Annotated in this window: 15 protein-coding genes and 1 tRNA gene; 6 read left to right on the top strand and 10 right to left on the bottom strand. The window is 43.3% G+C overall.

Going from position 1 to position 16,204, the window contains the following annotated elements; genetic code table 11:
• Window positions 1-40: 40 nt before the first annotated feature.
• The 4 genes from AS141_RS05925 to AS141_RS05910 all read right to left on the bottom strand — a co-directional run bounded on the left by AS141_RS05925 (window position 41) and on the right by AS141_RS05910 (window position 1,744).
• The gene (locus AS141_RS05925; RefSeq protein ID WP_057936693.1) at window positions 41-508 is read right to left on the bottom strand and encodes an RES family NAD+ phosphorylase; all 468 of its coding nucleotides are present in this window, start codon (window positions 506-508) and stop codon (window positions 41-43) included.
• A complete protein-coding gene (parS, locus tag AS141_RS05920) occupies window positions 508-1,005 on the bottom strand; it encodes a type II RES/Xre toxin-antitoxin system antitoxin (RefSeq protein ID WP_057936692.1) in 498 nt (165 codons plus the stop codon). Before parS ends, AS141_RS05925 begins: the two co-directional genes overlap by 1 nt.
• A gap of 10 nt (window positions 1,006-1,015) precedes the next feature.
• Window positions 1,016-1,546 (bottom strand): nucleotidyl transferase AbiEii/AbiGii toxin family protein, encoded by a 531-nt coding sequence (locus AS141_RS05915; protein ID WP_057936691.1) that lies wholly within the window; start codon window positions 1,544-1,546, stop codon window positions 1,016-1,018.
• 124 nt (window positions 1,547-1,670) lie between these two features.
• A tRNA-Ile gene (locus tag AS141_RS05910) sits at window positions 1,671-1,744 on the bottom strand.
• Between the two features lie 103 nt (window positions 1,745-1,847).
• On the opposite strand from AS141_RS05910, the gene AS141_RS05905 reads away from it, so the two are divergent.
• Together AS141_RS05905 and AS141_RS05900 are read left to right on the top strand one after the other, a co-directional pair.
• The gene (locus AS141_RS05905) at window positions 1,848-2,477 is read left to right on the top strand and encodes an HAD family hydrolase (protein WP_057936690.1); all 630 of its coding nucleotides are present in this window, start codon (window positions 1,848-1,850) and stop codon (window positions 2,475-2,477) included.
• Window positions 2,470-3,576 (top strand): site-2 protease family protein, encoded by a 1,107-nt coding sequence (locus AS141_RS05900; RefSeq protein ID WP_057936689.1) that lies wholly within the window; start codon window positions 2,470-2,472, stop codon window positions 3,574-3,576. The genes AS141_RS05905 and AS141_RS05900 overlap by 8 nt, the downstream gene beginning before the upstream one ends.
• Before the next feature lie 98 nt (window positions 3,577-3,674).
• On the opposite strand, the gene AS141_RS05895 is transcribed toward AS141_RS05900, so the two are convergent.
• The 6 genes from AS141_RS05895 to AS141_RS05870 all read right to left on the bottom strand — a co-directional run bounded on the left by AS141_RS05895 (window position 3,675) and on the right by AS141_RS05870 (window position 11,277).
• The gene (locus AS141_RS05895; protein WP_057936688.1) at window positions 3,675-3,971 is read right to left on the bottom strand and encodes a rhodanese-like domain-containing protein; all 297 of its coding nucleotides are present in this window, start codon (window positions 3,969-3,971) and stop codon (window positions 3,675-3,677) included.
• A gap of 4 nt (window positions 3,972-3,975) precedes the next feature.
• The gene (locus AS141_RS05890; protein ID WP_057936687.1) at window positions 3,976-5,805 is read right to left on the bottom strand and encodes a T9SS type A sorting domain-containing protein; all 1,830 of its coding nucleotides are present in this window, start codon (window positions 5,803-5,805) and stop codon (window positions 3,976-3,978) included.
• A gap of 5 nt (window positions 5,806-5,810) precedes the next feature.
• Complete coding sequence (locus AS141_RS05885) at window positions 5,811-6,467, bottom strand: PASTA domain-containing protein (protein WP_198293498.1); 657 nt, start codon at window positions 6,465-6,467, stop codon at window positions 5,811-5,813.
• Between the two features lie 373 nt (window positions 6,468-6,840).
• Window positions 6,841-9,918, bottom strand: coding sequence for a M43 family zinc metalloprotease (locus AS141_RS05880; protein WP_232424828.1), 3,078 nt, complete (start codon window positions 9,916-9,918; stop codon window positions 6,841-6,843).
• A gap of 11 nt (window positions 9,919-9,929) precedes the next feature.
• Window positions 9,930-10,178 (bottom strand): NifU family protein, encoded by a 249-nt coding sequence (locus AS141_RS05875; protein ID WP_057936686.1) that lies wholly within the window; start codon window positions 10,176-10,178, stop codon window positions 9,930-9,932.
• A 4-nt stretch (window positions 10,179-10,182) separates the two neighbouring features.
• Window positions 10,183-11,277 carry an Mrp/NBP35 family ATP-binding protein gene (locus AS141_RS05870; RefSeq protein ID WP_057936685.1) on the bottom strand — a complete coding sequence of 365 codons (1,095 nt, stop codon included), beginning with the start codon at window positions 11,275-11,277 and terminating at the stop codon, window positions 10,183-10,185.
• Window positions 11,278-11,428: 151 nt separating this feature from the next.
• Here AS141_RS05870 and dnaG point away from each other — a divergent pair, with 151 nt between their 5' ends.
• The 4 genes from dnaG (at window position 11,429) to surE (ending at window position 16,187) form a co-directional block, all read left to right on the top strand.
• Entirely contained in the window at window positions 11,429-13,366 is a 1,938-nt protein-coding gene (gene dnaG, locus AS141_RS05865; protein WP_057936684.1) for a DNA primase, read from the top strand.
• Between the two features lie 86 nt (window positions 13,367-13,452).
• A complete protein-coding gene (locus AS141_RS05860; RefSeq protein WP_057936683.1) occupies window positions 13,453-14,664 on the top strand; it encodes a bifunctional 3,4-dihydroxy-2-butanone-4-phosphate synthase/GTP cyclohydrolase II in 1,212 nt (403 codons plus the stop codon).
• A gap of 92 nt (window positions 14,665-14,756) precedes the next feature.
• Window positions 14,757-15,404: a hypothetical protein gene (locus AS141_RS05855; protein ID WP_057936777.1), complete on the top strand. Its 648-nt coding sequence runs from the start codon at window positions 14,757-14,759 to the stop codon at window positions 15,402-15,404.
• Window positions 15,405-16,187 carry a 5'/3'-nucleotidase SurE gene (gene surE, locus AS141_RS05850; protein ID WP_057936682.1) on the top strand — a complete coding sequence of 261 codons (783 nt, stop codon included), beginning with the start codon at window positions 15,405-15,407 and terminating at the stop codon, window positions 16,185-16,187.
• Window positions 16,188-16,204: the final 17 nt, after the last annotated feature.

Genomic DNA, 16,204 nt, shown 5'->3' with positions numbered 1-16,204 from the left:
TGCGGGTTGTCCCCTTAGGATCACTATAGTCTGTATTGTTCTATTTTTTTAATCTTTCATCAAATTTCATTTGAGTTTGGCGAATCACTTTAATCCTTTTAAAATCAGGATGAAGAGGATTTATTAGGTAATTATATTCCTGAGGTACAATACAGCTAGGAACTTTAAGGACTGCGGCTTCATTATTTAGAACAAAATCGTCCCCAATTATTTGGGTTATTAGCAATGGTGGTTTTGAATCCCATTTTTCGGGTAAATCTGCTAATTCTACTTCAAGTGCGGGTATATCATCAGGTACTTCTATTTCAACAAAATATCTGTCATTTGGTAAATCTTCACTAATATCTAAATGGACTGAAACTTCTAGCATTGCAAGCGCTCTGGTCTCTGCTGTGTATACAAGTCGTGTGTTTTCACTATTCCATCTGAAACCTTTTGATTTTGATGCCCCAATCCCCGTTAAAGTTGTTTTAAGATATTTCCTGCGTTCAATTCTGTAAAGTTTCATTAGGCAAAATTCCCGTATTCAATTCTGTTCAAACAAAATGTTACCTCGTTTATACCGCTGATTGTATCAAAGAATTTTATTGGAGGAACTCCCCTTAATGAAAGGTTGGGTTTGTTTAACCATCGTTGAAACTTTTCTTCTTCATTATTGAAAACGTCAATTCCAAAATCAATAAGTTCGGATATGCGCAGAACAAGTTCACTGTCTCTGCTATCCAAAAGAGAATGGCTACTCTTTTTTTTATTATAGGTGGTTTGTGGTACCCCAATAATATTGAGAACCACTTTAACAGGGCTATTTATTTTTTTACTGAGGATTTCTAATGAACCATAAGGAATACCTTCGCGAATCACTTGGACCCTTTCAAGCCTATTTGACCAAGTAAATGTTTTACCATCTGCATCTAAAGACCATTTTCGAATATTCCTTTTTCGGAGTTTTGCCTTATTAATGCTATCTCTAGTTTTAAACCGAGTTGTTTTAAGTGAATTCTCCATGGCAGTAAATTTATTGTAAAGATACAGCCATTCTGTTGGAATTACAAGGTTGTTTAGGGCCTGCTGAAAACCCCAGGCATGCCAGTGCCACCCCGGCCAATTTGACCAGGTTCAACACTAGGATAACGGAGGCAATCCAGGATTGATTGGTGTTTTTAAGTCTTGCCCTGATCCGGTTCATCCCGTATTTTTTCTGATTTATTTGGATAGTATTGTTGGGTTGTTGTGCTGCCTTATCGAGTTGGCTTTTAATTTCTCTCCACTTGAGGTTAAATTTAGGCATGTACTCAAGAGGAACAGAGAAATCTATGTCTTCAAAATAAACTAATGCTTTTTGAGCTATTGCACCGCTTACGTCGGGGTATTCTTGCTCGTAGGCTATCAAAAGCTTTTGGAGAGGGATTAAAATAAGTAAGCAGGAAATATCTACATAATCTTTAAGTCTTGATCCGTTTTGGAAGATGGCATTGAACTTCATGGCGGCAATTTCCTTTAAGGAGGCCATCCTTATCCTTTCTACTGGGCCAACATCGTTGATCATCGGATATTGATGGGCAATAAGATCTACTTTGACATCCCCTACGAAACCTAAAATGGGATTTGTAAGTAAGAGGGGGATGATAAAATAAAAAAAACCGCTGATATCAGCGGTTTTTTACGTTTCGTGGGCCCACCTGGAATCGAACCAGGCACCTACTGATTATGAGTCAGTTGCTCTAACCGAATGAGCTATAGGCCCTTTACTATAAAAACCTCAGGTTTTAGCTTGTATTCGCCTTAAACCTTGGTTTTGGGACTGCAATGTTACATATTTGAATGCAAATACACAACCCATATTCTAAATGAAAAATGCACCTGATGCTGACTTTTTGATTTTTGATTTAGGCAATGTCATCATTGATATTGATTACCAGCGGGCTATCCAGCTTATCAAACAGGAAATCTCCACCGACTTTCATCATAAGGTAGATGGCTTTTATCTGACTGATTTTCATAAGGATTATGAGGTTGGAAGAATGGATTCGGATAGGTTTAGACAAGAGGTCAGAGCCTATTTTCAGCAGGATTGGAGTGATGGAAAAGTGGATGAATTATGGAACAATCTGCTGCTGAAAATTCCTTCAGAAAGACTGGAATTAATTTCGAAATTGAGAGAAAATTTTCAAGTAGGCGTATTGAGCAATACCAATTCTATACATATTCAAGCGGTAAACAGTATTTTAAAAAATGAGCATGGGTTAGAAAATTTCGATCCGATTTTTGACTGGGTGTTCTTCAGTCATGAAATGGGCCTGTCCAAACCATCCCTGGAAATCTATGAGAAAATGCTTGTTGACTTAGGCACTTCAGGTGACCGCGTGATATTTTTTGATGATCTACCAGCCAATGTAGAAGGAGCTAAAGCAGTGGGGATTCAGGCAGTGCATGTGACCGGACCCGAAGTTATTTTCGATTATTTTAAGAATGTATAGTACTAAAGAATACCTACGTCACGGAATCCTGTTTCTCGCTACACTGATTTGTACCACCTTGGCGGGAGCAGAATTGGTTTATGGCAAATCAGTTTTAGGAGTAGCGGAGAGTGTCCTCACCTGGGAATACTTCTGGAAATCGCTGGCCTACTCCGTTCCTTTCCTGGGGATTTTGCTTGTTCATGAGCTAGGGCATTTTTTCACTGCTATTTATCATAAGGTGAAATGTACCCTGCCCTTTTTTATTCCCGGCTGGTTGGGATTTATAGGTATGCCATCCATCGGAACATTTGGAGCGGTGATCCAGATGAAAGGCTTTGTCAACAGCAGAAAGAAATTCTTTGATATAGGCATTGCCGGACCACTGGCTGGTTTTGTGCTTGCTGTTGGAGTACTTGTATATGGTTTTTCCTCTTTACCAGAACTGGATTACATCCATACTATACATCCGGAATATGCCGATCCTGACTATACTCCGGAAGAAGGGGCGCTTGGTTTTGAATTGGGAAATAACCTGCTTTTCTGGGGGCTGGGAGAAGTGTTCGCTGATCCTGAACGCCTGCCGCCCATGTCCGAAGTGATGCACTATCCCTATCTGTTTGCGGGATTTCTAGCCTTGTTTTTCACAGCGTTGAACTTACTTCCGATCGGTCAGCTGGACGGAGGTCATGTGATTTTCGGACTTTTTCCAAGGCATCATAAAGAGGTCTCCCTGGTAGCGTATATTTTGTTCATCGGATATGCAGGTCTTGGTATAATCAGCCCCTATGCGCCTATAGAGGATTTGATGCTCTGGATTCCATTATACGTAGGGTTCCTGTTTATCTGTTTTACGAAGTCTGGCCTAAGCGTGCAGACCAGGATAACCCTTGCGTTGGGCATTGCTGCCGTGCAGTATGTTCTGGCGTATACCATTCCCGGCATACAGGGGTATCAAGGCTGGTTGCTGTATGGCTTCTTGCTGGGCAGAATAATGGGATTAAGGCATCCGGAAGTCTCAGGCTATAAGGAGCTGGATGGAAAAAGAAAGCTATTGGGCCTACTGGCAATTGTGGTTTTCATTCTTTGCTTTTCTCCTGAGCCATTTATAATCAGGTAAACAAATCGAGCATGTCGAAAATGACACACAGAGGGATGGTTATTTACCATGCGAGATTCCGTCTGGCCATAAAAAAAACTCCCCGTAGGGAGTCTCTATTATAAATTACGGTAAGCTAAAATTCCGCCCGTGGTATTGCGGACCTTGGAGAATCCCTTGGATTCAAGAAATTTCTTGGCATTCATACTCCTTGCCCCCGAGCGACAGTGAACTACTATTTCAGTATCTTTATATTCCTCCAACTCGTCAAGTCTGGTGGGCAAATCCGCCAAAGGGATATTTTTTGCTCCCAAGTTGTCATCATCGTATTCCCATTCTTCGCGAACGTCTATAAACACGAATTTTTCATTGTTATCCAATCTGGATTTCAGGTCTTCTACAGTTATGTCTTCCATATGCTTATTTAACTAAAACTCTATACGATTGCATTCCGGATTCAGTGGTCAGGTTGAGCACATATATCCCGGGACGCTGTCCATTAAAATTAACAATTTCTCCCTTGGATGAAAGTTGACGCTCAAGAAAAATCTCTCTTCCGAAAGAATCAAAGACTCTGGCTTCACTAAATTCCCCTTCAAGGTTGAGTAGCGTCTCTACAGGATTGGGATAAATCCTGATGCCTCCCTCTTCTGCCGGCACCTCTTCAAAAGGCGCATCCATGCTGATGTGCGGCCTGATCATCAGCGAACCACGGATTTCCTCATTTTGGACCCAGGTGCCTACTACGTTGTAAAACAGTTTGTCCCCAGTGTCATTAACCTTATCCAGCCCCACATGGAGGAAATCATTGGTGAATTGGGTGAAGCCTATATAAAAATCTCCGTCCACTTTCAGATTGGTGTCAAGGGAATAATAAAGAAACTCTTGCCCTGCTTCCTTCACGGCAATGAGATCTTCCCTGGTGAAAATCGGGGGCTTGTCCAACTCTTTCCATACATTGATATCCACCGCCTGATTGGCTTGCTTTGGGTTGGTGAAATTGATAGAAATTCCCTTGAGGTAAACTTCTTCCGGTGTGTTATAGTGCACAGCCAGCTGCCCGGAGCGTTGATTGATCCCGGCAGCATAATCAGCAGAACCATTGTCATAGGCAAAAAAGTCCAAAAGGGGGAATGATGTCCTCACCGTATCATTCAACTCATAATTTACTGTGGTGAAAAAAGTTGTATCCCCTTCCACGACTTCGTAAAGCAATCCGTCCCCTGAGGTAATTGCAGAGATAATCTCCAGGGTAGTCTCATTCTTCGGGACAGGGATTTCATCAACTTCCCTGCTTTCAAATACCCTACGCTCCAGTGCATTGGGAACGGGATTGAAGGGGGTGTTGAGATTGATGGGGGTAGGTGTAGAAGAGTCGCTGATGACTATGGAATACTCCATAGCGCGAAAGCGATTTTCCAGATTATAGAATTCATTTTTCACAGTGCTCCACAGCCCTTCTTGATTTGCTTCCAACAGGGCAAATGGATAGGCTCCATAATTCCCGATCCGTAATTCGTTTGTCCGTGTCAGGCTTCGGTCAAGGTAGTCCAGATCAGTGGCGGTACGGCCATCGTTTAGGTAGATGTAGTCTATCAACCAACTGTCAAATGGGCCAGATTGTCTGCCTTGGGCAAAGAACCGAAACTGGAATGCTGCATGCTGCCACGCCGGGATAATCTGGATGGTTTCCTGGGTGAAGGTGTCCTTATCAAGTTCCACACCGCCGAGCTGGCTCCAGACAGTCATCCAACTACCTTCAGGATCCAGAATCTGTAAAGTTAGCTGATCACTTTCATCCGGAAGTTCGGCTCTTCCCGCAGCTTCCCAAAAGAAGCTTAAATAAAGACTTTCACTGTCGGACGGGTTCAAAGTACCCAGGTCAAAAGGTTTGGAAGTAAGGTAATCCGTTTCTCCCTGATCACGCTGCGATAAAGAGTAAGGATTGCCATTTGCATCCACTCCATCCAGCAGTACCATTCCTATTGATGGGGCATTTATCCCAATGGTTTCTGTGTAGGAAGCCCCTGAAACAGTCCATTTCAAGGTGTCTATTCCCTGGGAAAAATCATCCCAAAAGGGAAGAGTATTACCTTCTAAAATCCGTGAATTCTGTTCCTGGAGACTATGGGCTTTTATTTTTTGATGCTGAATAGGAGCAAACTCCACTAATTGACCATAGGCCAGTGTCGATGTGGCAAGAGCTGCAATCAGCCCGGCCAGTCGAAGAATATGGAGCTTTTTTAGCATGTAGCTTAAAAATTATCCTTAGCTATCCAAAGATCAATCAATTCACCGGTTTTCACTTGGGTGGAAGGCTGTGGAGTTTGTCTCAAAACCTGTCCTGCACTCACAGAATCTGTGTCAAGATAGTATTTATTGCCGACTCTTAAGCTAGATCCCAAGATCAGGAATTCAGCCTCGACTTCATCCATGCCTTTCAGGTCAGGTACCGCCAGGATTTGATTGCCCATTCCATCACCTACTACCAGATCGACTCTTGCTCCTTTAGGGATCTCGAATCCTTCTGGGACATTAACACCTCTATATTTTTGCTCTAACACTACGTTGCTCGCAATATCCGGCACATAAACGATATCGCCCCGCTCTAATCCCATATTGGCCAAAATCTCCTGTACGTTCTTCAGGTGAGTATTGACCAGATTTGGCATTTTTAGCATCGGAGGATTCTTTGCATTTAAGGTAAGGTAAACCTTTTTACCGCTCTTTACCTGGGAATTTGCTTCCGGGATTTGCTTCAGAATAGCAAAAGTCTTAAGATCTGTATTGAACCCTGAATCGAGCGAAACTTCATACTGTAAGTTTGCCCGTTCTAAAATTTCAACACCTTCGTCGTAGGTATAGCCGGATAGATCAGGAACTGAGACCGACTCCCCATGATTTGTGTACATAGGAAGGTATATTTTCAAAAAAAGGAACCCCAGTAAAAGGGAAATTCCGATAATCACAAGGAGGTTAATTAATATCTTTTTCAAAAGGGATGTTGGATGAAATACCTGAGAAATTTTAATAGTTAAAGATAAGAGGGAATTCAATCCTTACAAAGAAGGACTACGCTAAAACCGATGAAATCCATAGGCAAAAAATAAGCCGAAGAGGGTTGCTTCGGCTTATTTTTGATTAAATACTCTGTATTTCCGCTTTTCTGCCAGTAAAACAATAAAAGCATCATGGATCCTAAAAACATGGGCTCAAGGTTACTTCGCTCAAGCGGGCGGTAAACCAAACAGAATAGGGACACCGTCATCATTGAGGATAATCACATTAGTTAATGATCAACCTTCTGGTTTCCCGTATTGTATTGCTGGATATTTTCACGATAAATACACCCTTGGAAAAGAGCTGGGTGCTGAATGAATAAGTCTGGTTTAGCGTAGCCGGATATTCAACCTCATGGATTATCGCCCCCGTACTTGAGATCACCTGAATGGTCACATCTTCAAAATCAGGCAGATTGAAAGCGATATTAACTACTTCCCGGGCCGGATTAGGATACAATAGCGACATACCTACTGCCGGTATAACCGGCTCGGGATTCGCGTTTAAGAAGAGTTCGATATTATCCAGATAAACAGGTGAATCGGATTGGTCCCCACCTTCCACTACAAATGCCAATCTTACCTTAGTCTTTCCTGTCCCGGCAAAATCACTGAGATTGATGAATTTCCTGACATAATCCCCTGGACTGTTTGGATTGGCTTCTCCCACGGAGACCGTAGAAAGTTCTGCTCCACTCACAGCCCATACTTCTGAGTACCCATTTCCCCCATTGGCACTGGCCAGCAGGCTCAACGTGGTAGTAGGGCTAACCTGTCCCGCCGCTAAATCAAAGAATATACTGGCTTGATGGCTCACCGAAAGGTCAAAAACCGGTGTCCCCAGCCAATAGGTTTGATTGTTACTTTTTGTTGTAAGTGCTGCTGCGTTATTAGGCCCTTCTCCTGAAGTAATTGAGGCAATAGACCAAGCCTCAGCATCCGATTCGGGATTGACTGTCTGCCAGGGATCAAGAGAACCGGAGTTATTGAAATTTTGCCTCCAGGGAACAGGGATGGTAGTGGCATCTTCAATGACATAGCGGGTCAGGCTATCAGAATTGTTTCCGTTCTGATCGAAATTCGGCAATGAGGCTACAAACTTAAGACTGTTTTTTCCTTCCGAAGTGGAATTTGCTGTGCTGATAGTAAAGCTTTCACCTGCAGCCACTGTGCTGCCACTGGCTGTATACGTTTGAGTTCCGGCATTGTTGACCGTTGTGGAAAATAAGAAACCTGAAAGGGGAAGGTTTCCGAGGTTGGTCAATGCGACTGTATCTGATTCACTGGTGCCGTCTGAAATTGGCGTAGGGGATATGATGTCATCTACACTAAGATCATAATTATATTCTTCATTTGGCAGAATCCTGATATTTCGAAGATATATATTGTTTCCATAGGCATTTTCCGTGATAAAGGCCAGCCGCACCTGGCCCAGATCGGAGAACCCGGAAAGGTTTACCAGTTCTGTTCTGAATTGGTTGTCATCTGTTGGGATAAATTCATCGAGTGTAGTAGTGGCTGTCCCTAACTGTTGTCCGCTCTTGTTATAAGGCGCATTTACCAAGTCAAAGGTGTTACCACAGTCCTGGGATACGGCTACGATCAATTTGTCCGAAAAGCCTGACTGATCGTACTGGGAATAAGCCATTTCAAATACAAGTTGGGCATTTGGATAGCTGGCCAGGTCAATAATAGGGGAGATATAGTAATCAAACTGTCCCGGTGATTCGTATTCGTAATGTCTGATATAAACCAACTCCTGCGAAGCGCCTGAAATTGTTAAGGTTCTCTTTTCCCAGGTCATCAAATTGTCAGGGTTGGAAATAGTCCATGGTGACGGGAATGAAGTAAGGCTTTCCGAGTAAGGCAGATCCACAGCCTGCTCCTGAACAGGAGAAATGTTCCGCGTGTTATTGTCGACGTTATTGTCTGTGGCATCATTTGCCTGAATAATTCTGAATTCTATGGTATTGGCACCTGACAAAAGTGAGAACTCTTCAAAGTTTACGGTTATGCCCTCACCTGTTTTCAGGTTGAAGGTGAATCGCCTGGATTCCAATAGTTCTCCATTTCTTCTAAGTTCAACTCTCCCTGAGGTCAATTCGTTTTTCCCTGCATTGAGCAGTTCGATGGCTGGATTGATCAAAGGATCGCATTCAAAGGCACCAGGTTCAATAATCCGGGCTATTGCTAGATCATTTTCAGCAAGCACAGGCTCTTGGGTGGCTCTGTTGTTGATCAAAGTGACTCTCCTGGGACTATTTGCCAGTACCACTTCAAAGCGCTCTACCTGTCCTTTTGTAAAAAGATTCATACAGGCATCAGGGGTATAATCCATGAAATTTTGGATCATATCGTTTGAATCACAACTAAAGCGGGAAGCATTCGCGCCGCAGGAATTATTTGAATTATCCTGTAGAGGGGTGTCGGCAACAAAATCATCCACACCACAGCCTCCATCACCCCAAATATGTCTTAAACCGAAGAAATGACCTACTTCGTGGGTGGCAGTTCTTCCTCTTGAGGCAGATACTGCACTTCCTCCCATGCCAAAATACCTATAGTCAATAACTATCCCATCTGTAATCGAGGAGGAAGCTGACTCGCTGAGCCCAGGTAAATCAGATACAGGGAAAGAGGCATACCCTATGTAGGGACTGACCAGCGGGGCCACGTAGAGATTCATGTATTCATTTGGATCCCATTGAATAAGCTGCCCAAGAATCGTTGCATCTGTATTGGGGTCATAGGATGCTTTTGGGCCAACCGTGCGGGTTATCCCATCGGTAGGGAGTCCGGAAGGATCTTGTTTGGCCAACACAAATTCTATATTGATCTGTCCGGCGACCGGTAAAAATTCAGAAGGGGTATTTGCAGCGTCGGCATTTAGGCGTTGAAAATCTTCGTTTAATATTCTGATTTGTTCCTCTATTTGGGACAGGGGTACATTGGCGCCTTGTCCGGGAGTATTTCCATTATGAACTACGTGGACAACTACAGGTATTAGAATTGGATCAGCATTGGTTCTGGACAGGATTTGAGGTTGGTGAGTTTTGTCCTCAATTTTGTCATCTATCCATTTTTCAAAAAATGGTTTTGAGCCGAAGTAGCCCAATTCCTTTTCCATTTTTTGTTCTAAAAGCACATGCCCACATTTTTCTCTGTGGGTATGTGGGTTGCCCTGGTTTTGCTGATCTGTGATGTCAAAGGTTTGAAATTGCTGTGTAAAGCCAGTTGAAAACACAAAAAACGCTCCGAATAGGAGCATAGAGGCTTTGTCAAAAAACCGTAAACCTTTTTTCATTCAAATTCTGATTAAGCTACAGTTAGATTGACGGCTTCTACACGTGTGATTTCCGGAATCGCACGCTTGATAGCTTCTTCTACCCCGGCTTTCAGCGTCATGGTGGACATGGGGCAAGAACCACATGAACCCAGTAATTCCAGCTTTAAAACCATATCATCTGTCAGCTCTATGATCCTGACATTTCCTCCATCTGCTTCCAGATACGGACGGATGGTGTCCAGTGCAAATTCTATTTGTTCTCTAAGTTCCGGTTGCATAATGTTAAGCTTTAATTTCTACTACCTCTGTTTTATTCTGTGAGGCATTTCTTATGGCAATTTGCCTGGCTATTTCTTCGGCCAGATTCATGTAAGATTCTTGGGTGATCCCGTTTTTCAAAACAGCAGGGTATCCTGAGTCTCCACTTTCACGGATACTTTGTACGATTGGGATCTCGCCCAAAAAAGGTACATCATATTTTTCAGCCAGTCTTTTCCCGCCCCCATTGCCAAACAGGTAATACTTGTTGTCAGGTAATTCCTCCGGTGTAAAATAAGCCATATTTTCAATAACACCTAAGACAGGTACGTTAATTTGTGGCTGTCTGAACATCGATAAGCCCTTATTGGCATCTGCCAAAGCGACTTTCTGCGGGGTAGTCACGATCACTGCGCCTGTCACAGGTACTGTCTGCACCATAGTAAGGTGGATATCAGAAGTTCCTGGAGGCAAATCAATCAATAAGTAATCCAGTTCTCCCCATTCTACATCGGAAATAAATTGCTTCAATGCTGAACTTGCCATGGGGCCTCTCCACACGACAGCACTGTCAACCGGAGTGAGAAAACCAATGGACATCAGCTTCACTCCGTATTGTTCTATCGGGATGATCACATTTTTTTCGCCGACTTTTTTTACGGTAGGCTGTTCTGCTTCCACATTGAACATGGTGGGAATCGATGGGCCGGATATATCGGCGTCTATCAGTCCGACTTTTGCCCCTGATTTTGCCAATGAAACGGCCAGGTTTACCGCCGTGGTAGATTTACCTACACCGCCTTTGCCTGAAGCAATAGCGATGATATTTTTCACTTTTGGTAAAACCGGCGCTGCATCTCTAATGGTAGTGACCTGGGAGGTCATGAATAAATCCCATTCCGGGTCCATTCCGAAGTCCTCTTCCAGTACTTCCAGGCAATTATTTTTAATTACCTCTTTAAGGGGACACGCAGGAGTGGTTAAAACTACTTTGAAGCTGACTTTGTGGCCGTTGATTTCAATGTTTTGTATCATCCCCAAAGTCACCAGATCCTTTTTTAAATCAGGATCCTGTACCCGGGAAAGCGTTTTCAGGATATTATCCTTAGTTAACTGCATGAGGTAAATGTTGTAATTTTGCGCAATTTAGGGCTTAATGACTTCTAAATAAAGTGCAGATTGAAATGTATTGTACTTGTGAACTGGCAGAATCTATAGAAAGTTCTCATTTTTTGGCTTGAGCAATTAACTTTGTCCTATTCATTTTCCTATGGGCATCAGCAAACTTACTACGGACAAGGTCAAAGAACGCATGGACATCGAAGAGGTGATCGGCGATTATTTACCCATGAAAAAGAAGGGCCAAAATCTCTGGGCCAATTGTCCATTTCATGGAGAGAAAACCCCTTCATTTTCAATATCACCCGCAAAGCAAATTTACAAATGCTTTGGCTGCGGCAAGGCCGGTGATCCGATCCAGTTTGTGATGGACATAGAAGGGATTGGTTTTCAGGAAGCCATCAAGCATATAGCAGGTAGGTATGGTATTGAGGTAGAAGAGGACGAAACCCGTACACCAGAGCAGAATGAAGCCCAAAATGAGCGGGAAAGTTTATTGATCGCCTTGGGATTTGCCCGGGATTTTTTTGTGAAGAACCTTAAAACTGATGAAGGCAAATCAATCGGCCTGAGCTACTTCAGGGAACGTGGATTTACCCCTGCAATAATTGAAAAGTTTGACTTAGGCTACGCATTGGATGGATGGGACAATCTGCTGAAAGCTGCAAAGTCAGCAGGATTCAGTGAAGAGACTCTCCTGAAAGCAGGGCTGGTCCTACAGAAGGAAGGTGATGCCTCACGGGTATATGACCGGTTCAGAAACCGGGTGGTTTTCACCATTCATAACGTCGGCGGTAAGCCGCTTGGTTTTGGGGCACGCATCCTCACCAGGGATAAAAACCAGCCCAAATATATCAATTCTCCTGAAACGCCTGTCTATCATAAAAGTGATGTGCTCTACGGCATGTTTCAGGCAAAAAAAGCAATTAGGGAGAAGGATAATTGCTACCTCGTAGAAGGCTATACCGATGTGGTGAGCCTGCATCTATCAGGAATAGAAAATGTGGTTGCCTCTTCCGGGACCTCCCTGACGGATGGACAGATCAAACTCATCAAACGATTTACTGATCAGGTCACGGTGCTTTACGATGGGGATGCTGCAGGTATCAAAGCTTCTCTACGTGGTATTGACCTTTTGCTCGAGGGTGGACTGAATGTCAAAGCGGTGGTTTTTCCGGATGGGGAAGACCCTGACAGCTATTCCAGAAAAGTAGGTTCACAGGCATTTCAGGATTACCTGGAAAATAACGGCGGCGATTTTATCGGTTTTAAGATCAGCTTATACAAAGAGGAGTTTAGTAAAAACCCGATCCGAAAAGCTGAAGTAATCCGTGAGGTAGTTCAGAGTATAGGCAAAATCCCTGACCCGATTATTCGCTCTGTATATGCCAAGGAAGCTTCCGGACTTCTGGGTATAGAAGAGGATATCATCCATGCTGAGCTGAATAAATTGATCCTGAAAGGGCAGAAGGAGAATTTCAACACGCAGAAGGAAGATCTCTTTGCTGAGCAAGCAATGGATGAATTGGTTCCTGATGAGACTGCCACTTCTTTCTCGGAAATCCTCAGAATCCAGGAACGTGAAATGGTCAGGATCCTGGTTAATTATGGATGGCAGAAATTAGTTGACGAAGAGACGCATCTGTGCCAATATCTGCTCTCGGAGACAGAAGAACTGGAATTCACCACTCCTATATATACTAAAATTCTAGCGCTTTACCGCTCCAATTTGCTTCAGGGAGAAATCCCTACTTCTGAGTATTTTATAAGGCTAGGGGACCAGGAAGTGCAAAAAGAAGTGATAGACCTAATCACTGCGAGGCATGAAGTGTCCCATCACTGGGCAGATACACATCAGATTATTATCAACACAGAATCAGATGATCTTACCCTGACAGGTTTTAAATCCATCCTACGGCTGAAGCGTAAAATGGTGCAGAAGCTTATGGAGGAGGCCAAGGAAAAAATAAAGAATGCAGAATCCGATCATCTGGACGATGACAAAGTGCATGAGTTCCAGGTAATTTACTTCGAGCTTAAAAAAGTGCAGCTTGAGATTGACAGGGAGCTGGGGATAGTGATAGGATAAAGCCAAACTTTATTTGGCTACAACCTGTTTAAGATCTGAAAGGGTGTAAATTTGCCTTTCTAACTACTAATTCAAACACAAACTTCGTGGAAAAATATATTCTGGATCCAATAGAAGAAGCTATAGAAGCTATCAAAAATGGAGAGGTAATCATCGTCGTAGATGATGAGGATAGAGAAAATGAAGGCGATTTCATCTGTGCTGCCGAGACAGTGACTCCTGAGATCATCAATTTTATGGCTACCCATGGACGTGGGTTAATTTGCGCCCCTTTGATTGAAGACCGTTGCGAGAAGCTGGGTTTAGACCTGATGGTAGGCAATAATACCGCTGCGTTCGAAACTCCTTTTACAGTTTCGGTGGACTTGATCGGGCATGGCTGTACTACAGGTATTTCAGCCTCAGACCGGGCCAAGACCATTAAAGCACTGGTGGATGACTCTATAGATCCAAGTGAACTCGGCAAGCCAGGTCATATCTTCCCACTCAAGGCCAAAAGAGGTGGAGTACTCAGAAGGGCAGGTCATACTGAAGCAGCGATTGATCTGGCCCGGCTGGCAGGATATTCCGCTGCGGGCGTGTTGGTGGAAATAATGAATGCAGATGGGACTATGGCGCGGCTGCCGGACCTGGTGGACGTTGCCAAGAAGTTCAATCTGAAGTTGATCTCCATCAAGGATTTGATCGCTTACAGGCTTAAACATGAGTCACTGATCCAGCGAGAAATCGGAGTGGATTTGCCTACCGATTTTGGCGATTTTGAACTGATAGCCTTTCGGCAGACCAATACCCAGGAGCTTCATCTGGCACTGATCAAAGGAAAATGGGAGAAAGATGAGCCTGTTTTGGTTCGGGTTCACTCCTCATGTATGACCGGGGATATCTTTGGTTCGTGCAGGTGCGACTGTGGCCCTCAGCTTCATGGGGCCATGCAGATGGTTCAAAAAGAAGGGAAGGGAGTGATTCTTTATATGAACCAGGAAGGAAGAGGAATAGGACTTATCAACAAGTTGAAGGCATATAAGTTGCAGGAAGAAGGGATGGATACTGTTCAGGCAAATCTTGCACTGGGACTTCCTTCAGACAGTAGGGATTATGGTGTCGGGGCCCAGATCTTAAGGGATTTGGATGTAAGAAAACTACGTTTAATTTCAAATAATCCCCAGAAGCGTGTGGGCCTGCTAGGCTATGGGCTGGAAATAGTAGAGCAAGTTCCTATTGAGATCGCTCCAAACGTGCATAATGAAAAGTATCTCCAGACTAAGCGGGACAAGATGGGACACAATATTTTGAAGTAAAACACTGTTCTTATCTTGTTATTTGTCAATTATTCGATGATGTGTTTCAACCTGAGACGCATTATTGCGTAAATAAAACCATGATGACAACCATGAAAAATGCATTATTCTCATTAAGCTTATTGCTTTTGGGAATGACCAATTCATTTGCGCAGAATCAATTCCCTTCCCAGGTTTGGCATAAAGGGAATATCTATACCACTGATGGCCAGGTGTATGGAGGGCAGATTAAGTACGATCTTGAGAACAATGTGGTACAGCTTCAGAATCAAACGGTTGACACCTTCACTGCCATTAACGTCACTTACTTTGAATTGTATGATGAAACATATGGAGGTATCCGCAAGTTTTTCAGTCTTCCTTATTCTTTAAACAGTGATTATGAGACGCCGATTTTTTTTGAAGTATTGACAGAAGGTGATGACGTAGCCTTACTATGCCGTGAATATGTAGCTACCGACTCAAGAGGCATGGGTGGATACGGTATGATGGGTGGATATGGCATGAATCCCTTTTATGGTCCCCAGTCTATGATGGGCTATAGGCTTGCATTTAAGTATTACTTTCTGAAAAATGGCAAGATTGAACAATATAGCATGAAGAAAAAAGACCTTTTCGAGATGCTTCCCGGTCATGACGACCAGATTTCACTTTTTATGCGGAAAAACCGCTTGGATTATGATAAAAGAGGGGATCTTTTACGCATAACTGCTTACTATAACGAACTGAATCAAAACTAAATGTCCAAACCATTAATTCTCGTCTCAAATGATGACGGGATCACATCCGTAGGGATACAAATACTCGTATCTGTGATGAAGAAACTCGGAGATGTGGTGGTAGTGGCCCCGGATAGCCCTCAGTCGGGAATGGGGCATGCCATTACTATTGGAGAAACCCTGAGACTTGAAGAAGAATATATTTTCAAAGATGTAAAGGCTTATAAGTCAAGCGGTACTCCCGCAGACTGTGTGAAGTTGGCTAAGCATTATGTGATGAAGGATAGAGGCCCGGATTTGATTGTGAGTGGGATTAACCACGGATCCAACACATCGATTTCGGTCCTCTATTCAGGAACTATGTCTGCTGCTATAGAAGGTGCAATGGAAGGCTATCCCTCCATAGGTTTTAGTTTATGTGATTTTTCTTCGAAGGCTGAATTTTCCCATGTGGAAGAGTGGGTGGAGAAAATCACAAGACAGGTGCTTGAAAAGGGAATGCCCAAGGGGATAGCATTGAATGTGAATTTCCCGCCGAAGCAGAATGAGGGGATCAAAGGCATTAAAGTGTGCCGCCAGGCTGAAGCCAAATGGCAGGAAGAGTTTGATGAGCGAAGGGACCCAAATGGGAGAAGATATTTCTGGCTGGCAGGTAATTTTGTGAACTTTGATAAAGGAGAGGATAATGATGAATGGGCAATTGCAAACAATTATGTTTCAATAGTCCCATGCCAATATGATCTGACGGCGCACCATGCCATCAGCCAGATGAACAAGGAATGGGACTGGGAACAACTTAAATAGTAGATAATCAGGTGTTT

It is taken from the genome of Algoriphagus resistens (genome assembly GCF_001442615.1).
In the GTDB taxonomy this organism is placed as follows: Bacteria; Bacteroidota; Bacteroidia; order Cytophagales; family Cyclobacteriaceae; genus Algoriphagus; species Algoriphagus resistens.
Note: the sequence above shows the minus strand (reverse complement) of the source record. Positions and strands in the feature narration are given on the sequence as shown.